Origin of the sequence: Pseudomonas sp. 2VD (genome assembly GCF_005503585.1) — a bacterium.
Taxonomy (GTDB): domain Bacteria; phylum Pseudomonadota; class Gammaproteobacteria; order Pseudomonadales; family Pseudomonadaceae; genus Pseudomonas; species Pseudomonas aeruginosa.
In genome coordinates this window covers 1-5,196 of sequence record NZ_SCND01000402.1, presented here as the reverse complement: position 1 = coordinate 5,196, position 5,196 = coordinate 1, and the positions used below count along the sequence as shown (strand labels likewise).

The window sequence follows — 5,196 nt, the reverse complement described above, 5'->3', positions numbered from 1 at the left end:
GATGTTGCCGGTGCCGATGGCGGCGAGCATGTTGTCGCCGCCGCCGCCGGCGACCCGCGTGTGGGGAGCCAGGCCGAGGGCGGCGGCCGCTTCGGGGCGCAGGTTGCCGATGCAGGCGCCGGGCTCGATCAGCTCCGGCAGCGCCGCCGCCAGGCGTCCGCCCGGCTCGACCAGCTCCAGCACGTCGCTGGCCCAGGTGCGCCGGCGCACGTCGAAGTAGCCGCTACCGGAGGCGTCGCCCGCTTCGCTGCAGACGCGGCCGGTGAGCCAGTGGTTGAGGTAGTCGTGGGGCAGGAGGATGTGCGCGACGCGGGCGAACAGCTCGGGAAAGCGGCGCCTGCTCCAGAGCAGCTTGGACAGCGTGTAGCCCGGCGCGAGCACCAGCCCCAGGCGTTCCAGCGAGCCGGCCGGGCCGCCGAGGGCTTCCAGCAGCTCGCGGTTCTCCGCCGCGCTCTCGGTGTCGCACCAGAGCTTGGCCGGGCGCAGCGCCCGGCCCTCGGCGTCGAGCAGGAGCAGCCCATGCTGCTGGGCGGAAACCGCCAGGGCGCGGACCTCGCGGCCGTCCACCGCGGCTTCTTCCAGGGCCATGCGTACCGCGCTGGCCATGGCTTCCAGCCAGTCCGCCGGGTCCTGCTCGCGGCGTCCGTCGCGGCCTTCCGGCGGGCGCTGCGCGGCGCTGCCCAGGCCCAGCGTGCAGCCGCTGCCGGCGTCGAGCAGCAGCGCCTTGCTGCCTTGGGTGCCGCAATCGATGCCGAGGAACAATCCGTGCATGCGGCCCTCCGGAGTCATTCGCCGAGTACCTGGCGCAGGGTTTCGCTGACGCCGTGTCGGCGCAGGCTGTCGTAGAGCCGCTCGAAGGCCTCGACGAAGGCCGCCGAGGCCGGGATCGCCGGGCCGAACACGGTCTCCACGCCGAGCAGGCGCCGGCCCAGGCCGTGGCGTTCGGCAACCAGCGCCTGGCATTCGGCGGCGCGCGGATCGGGAATCGGGTAGTGCTCGCCATGCTCGTCGACCCCGCCCAGGTACAGCGCCCAGGCCGCCACCACCAGGGCCACCCGTTCCAGTGGGCGGCCGGCGGCGATCAGCCGATTGGCGGTGGGGACGATGAACTTGGGAAACTTCGACGAGCCGTCCGAGCAGACCCGTTCCAGTTGGTCGGCGATGGCGCGGTTGGCGAAGCGCTCGACCAGGCTGTCCTTGTAGCGCTCCAGGTCGATCCCCGGTACCGGCGCCAGCAGTGGGGCCACGTCGCGGTCCATGAAGGCCCGCACGTAGCGGCGCAGCAGCGGGTCGCCGAGGGTCTCGTGGACGAAGCGGTAGCCGCGCAGGAAGCCCAGGTAGGTGAGCGCCAGGTGGCTGCCGTTGAGCAGGCCGATCTTCATCTCCTCGTAGGGCGTGACGTCGTCGGTGAACTGCACGCCGACCTTTTCCCAGGCCGGGCGCCCAGCGCTGAAACGATCTTCCAGCACCCATTGCACGAAGGGTTCGCAGACCACCGGCCAGGCGTCTTCCACGCCGTGCCGTTGGGCCAGTTGGCGGCGGTGGGCGGGGCTGGTCATCGGGGTGATGCGGTCGACCATGGCGTTGGGAAAGCTGACGTGCGTCGCGATCCAGCGCGCCAGCCCCGGGTCGAGCCGTTCGGCGAAGGCCAGCAGCGCCTTGCGCGCCACCTCGCCGTTGTGCGGGAGGTTGTCGCAGGACATCACGGTGAACGCCGGCACGCCTGTGTCGCGGCGCCGCCGCAGAGCCTCGCAGAGAAAGCCGAAGACCCCGCGCGGGGTCCGCGGGTTGGCCAGGTCGTGGCGCACCAGCGGCAACTCGGCGAGGAACTCGCCGCTGCCGTCGTCGATGCAGTAGCCGCCTTCGGTGATGGTCAGCGAGACGATGCGGATGGCCGGCTCGGCAAGCTTTTCCAGCAGCGCCTCGGCGCCGTCCTCGGCGAGCAGCATGCCGCTGATGGCGCCGATCACGCGGACCTCGGTGTCTGGCTGGTCGCCCAGCTCGTAGAGGGTGTAGAGGTAGTCCTGGGCGGCCAGGGCGTCGCGCATGGCGCGGTCGTCGCTGCGCAGGCCGGCGCCGCAGATCGCCCAGTCGAGGGCTTCGCCGCGGTTCATCAGGGCGTCGGTGTAGGCCGCCTGGTGCGCGCGGTGGAAGCCGCCGACACCGATGTGGACGATGCCCTGGCGCAGTTGCGCGGGGTCGTAGGACGGGCGGGCGACAGCGGTCGCCAGCAGGGGGAGGTGCTGCCGGTTGAGTTTCATCGGTGGGTTCCCGCTGGCGGCTTCAGGCCGCCTGTTGCAGTCGTTTGTCGAGGGCCTGGCCGTTACTGTCGAACAGATGGCAGTGCGCCGGATCGAAGCCCAGCTCCAGGGTTGCGCCGTAGTCCGGTGCGAAATCGCCGCGCACGCGCAGGGTGAGCATTTCCCCCGAGTCGGCGCGGACATGGCAGAAGCTGTCGCTGCCCAGGCGCTCGCTGACGTCGGCGGCGACCCGCAGCAGGCCCTGGAAGGCATGGCCCGGGCGGGCGATGTTCAGGTGTTCCGGGCGGATACCGAGGGTCACCGGGCTGCCGGTGGCCAGCTCGCCGGCGCATAGCGGCAGGCCGACGCGCGCGCCGCATTCGAGGGCGACCTCGCAGCGCTCGCCCTGGTTGCGGCTCAGATGGCCGCGCAGGAAGCCCATCTTCGGCGTGCCGAGGAAGCCGGCGACGAACAGGTTGGCCGGATGGTGGTAAAGCTCCAGCGGCGAGCCGACCTGCTCGACGCGCCCGCCGTTGAGCACCACGACCTTGTCCGCCAGGGTCATCGCCTCGACCTGGTCGTGGGTCACATAGATCATGGTCGCCGCCAGTTCCTGGTGCAGCCGCGCCAGTTCCAGGCGCATCTGCACGCGCAGGGCGGCGTCGAGGTTGGACAACGGTTCGTCGAAGAGGAATATCTTCGGGTTGCGCACGATCGCCCGGCCGATCGCCACCCGCTGCCGCTGGCCGCCGGAGAGCTGGCGCGGCTTGCGCTCCAGCAGCGCTTGCAGTTCGAGGATGCGTGCGGCGGCGTCGACCTTGACGGCGACCTCGCGCTTGTCGACGCCGGCCAGGTCGAGGGCGAAGGAGAGGTTCCTGCGCACCGTCATGTGCGGGTACAGCGCGTAGGTCTGGAAGACCATCGCCAGGTCGCGCTTCGCCGGCGGGGTGTCGGTGATGTCCGTGCCGTCGAGGGCGATGCTGCCGCCGCTGGCCTCTTCGAGGCCGGCGATCAGGCGCAGCAGGGTCGACTTGCCGCAGCCGGAGGGGCCGACGAAGACCACGAACTCGCGGTCGCGGACGTCGAGGTCGATGCCCTTGATGATGGCCTGGCCGTCGAAGCCTTTCTGCAGGTTGCGGATCTTGAGATCAGCCATGGCGGAATACCTCCGTGGACGAAAGGATGGGGATGCGCTTCATTTCACGGCGCCGAAGGAAAGGCCGCGTACCAGCTGCTTCTGGCTGATCCAGCCGAAGACCAGGATCGGCGCGCAGGCGAGGGTGGAGACGGCCGAGAGCTTGGCCCAGAACAGTCCTTCGGGGCTGGAATAGGAGGCGACCAGGGCGGTCAGCGGGGCGGCGGCCGAGGAGGTCAGGTTGAGCGACCAGAAGGCCTCGTTCCAACACAGGATCAGCGACAGCAGCAGGGTCGAGGCGAGCCCGCCGCGGGCGATCGGCAGCAGTACGCGGACGATCTCCTGCCAGGTGCCGGCGCCGTCCAGGCGCGCCGCTTCGAGGATGTCCACGGGGATGTCCTTGAAGTAGGTGTACACCATCCAGACCACGATCGGCAGGTTGATCAGGGTGTAGACGATGATCAGCGCCAGCCGCGAATCGAGCAGGCCGAACTGCTTGGCCAGCAGGTAGATCGGCATCAGTACGCCGACCGGCGGAAGCATCTTGGTCGACAGCATCCAGAGCAGCGTGCGCCTGGTGCGGCGGGTCTCGAAGAAGGCCATGGAGTAGGCCGCCGGCACCGCGACGAGCATGCACAGGAGGGTCGCCGAGGAGGAGATCAGCAGCGAGTTCCAGGCATAGGCGAAGTAGTCGCTGCGCTCGTTGATGTGCAGGTAGTTCTCCAGGGTCGGCTGGAAGATGAACTGCGGCGGCGTGGCGAAGGCGTCGATCTCGCTCTTGAAGCTGGTCAGCAGCATCCAGAAGATCGGGAAGAACAGCAGCAGGGCGATGCCCCAGCAGAGCAGGCCGAGCAGGCCGTTGCGCAGGCGGCGGGATTGCTTGAGTGTCAGCATGGCGGGTTCCTCAGCTGCGCTCGGTAAGGTTCTTGCCGATCATCCGCACCAGCACGATGGCGGCGATATTGGCGATCAGCACCGCGATCAGGCCCCCGGCCGAGGCCATGCCGACATCGAACTGCAGCAGCGCCTGGTTGTAGATCAGGTAGGCGAGGTTGGTCGATTCGTAGCCGGGGCCGCCGCTGGTGGTGGTGAAGATCTCGGCGAACACCGAGAGCAGGAAGATCGTCTCGATCATCAGCACCACCGCGATGGGCCGCGCCAGGTGCGGCAGGGTCAGGTGCCAGAAGATCGCCAGCGGACCGGCGCCGTCGAGGCGGGCAGCCTCCTTCTGCTCCTGGTCGAGGGACTGCATGGCGGTCATCAGGATGAGGATGGCGAAGGGCAGCCATTGCCAGGAGACGATGAGGATGATCGACAGCAGCGGATAGTGCGCCAGCCAATCCACCGGCTCGGCGCCGAACAGGCGCCAGACGGCGGCGAGGATGCCCGAGACCGGGTGGAAGATCAGGTTCTTCCAGAGCAGCGCGCTCACCGTCGGCATGATGAAGAACGGCGAGATCAGCAACACCCGCACCGCGCCGCGACCGAAGAACTCGCCGGCCTCCAGCAGCGCGGCGATGAGCACGCCGAACGCCACGCTGATCGCCAGCACGCTGCCCACCAGCAGCAGGGTGTTCAGCGCGCCGGGCAGGAAGCCGGCGTCGGTGACGAAGAAGGTGAAGTTCTCCAGGCCGACGAAGGCATTCTCGCCGGGATACAGCAGGTTGTAGCGGATCAGCGAGAAATACAGGGTCATGCCCAGGGGCACGATCATCCACAACAGCAGCAGCGCCACCGAGGGGCTGACCAGGAGCCAGCCGGGTCCGCGCCGGCGGCGCTGGAGGCGACGGTGGGCGGGACGGGCCGGGAGCGGGGTATCGA

The 5,196-nt window shown here is 69.2% G+C and carries 5 protein-coding genes; all 5 read right to left on the bottom strand.

Going from position 1 to position 5,196, the window contains the following annotated elements; translation table 11 throughout:
• Positions 1 to 789: FGGY family carbohydrate kinase (locus tag FFS27_RS28255; RefSeq protein WP_256659675.1), on the bottom strand; the 789-nt coding region annotated here is incomplete at its 3' end.
• Entirely contained in the window at positions 786 to 2,261 is a 1,476-nt protein-coding gene (locus FFS27_RS28250; protein ID WP_003131590.1) for a mannitol dehydrogenase family protein, read from the bottom strand. The genes FFS27_RS28250 and FFS27_RS28255, both read right to left, overlap by 4 nt.
• A gap of 22 nt (positions 2,262 to 2,283) precedes the next feature.
• Positions 2,284 to 3,396 carry an ABC transporter ATP-binding protein gene (locus FFS27_RS28245; RefSeq protein ID WP_019484722.1) on the bottom strand — a complete coding sequence of 371 codons (1,113 nt, stop codon included), beginning with the start codon at positions 3,394 to 3,396 and terminating at the stop codon, positions 2,284 to 2,286.
• A 39-nt stretch (positions 3,397 to 3,435) separates the two neighbouring features.
• The gene (locus tag FFS27_RS28240; protein ID WP_021264805.1) at positions 3,436 to 4,269 is read right to left on the bottom strand and encodes a carbohydrate ABC transporter permease; all 834 of its coding nucleotides are present in this window, start codon (positions 4,267 to 4,269) and stop codon (positions 3,436 to 3,438) included.
• 10 nt (positions 4,270 to 4,279) lie between these two features.
• Positions 4,280 to 5,196 (bottom strand): carbohydrate ABC transporter permease (locus FFS27_RS28235; RefSeq protein WP_244247689.1); only part of this gene is annotated, 917 nt, incomplete at its 5' end.

Bases quoted from the DNA above. Each gene is read 5' to 3' on its own strand.
- FFS27_RS28250 (WP_003131590.1), bottom strand. From the start codon at position 2,261: ATGAAACTCAACCGGCAGCACCTCCCCCTGCTGGCGACCGCTGTCGCC.
- FFS27_RS28240 (WP_021264805.1), bottom strand. From the start codon at position 4,269: ATGCTGACACTCAAGCAATCCCGCCGCCTGCGCAACGGCCTGCTCGGC.
- FFS27_RS28245 (WP_019484722.1), bottom strand. From the start codon at position 3,396: ATGGCTGATCTCAAGATCCGCAACCTGCAGAAAGGCTTCGACGGCCAG.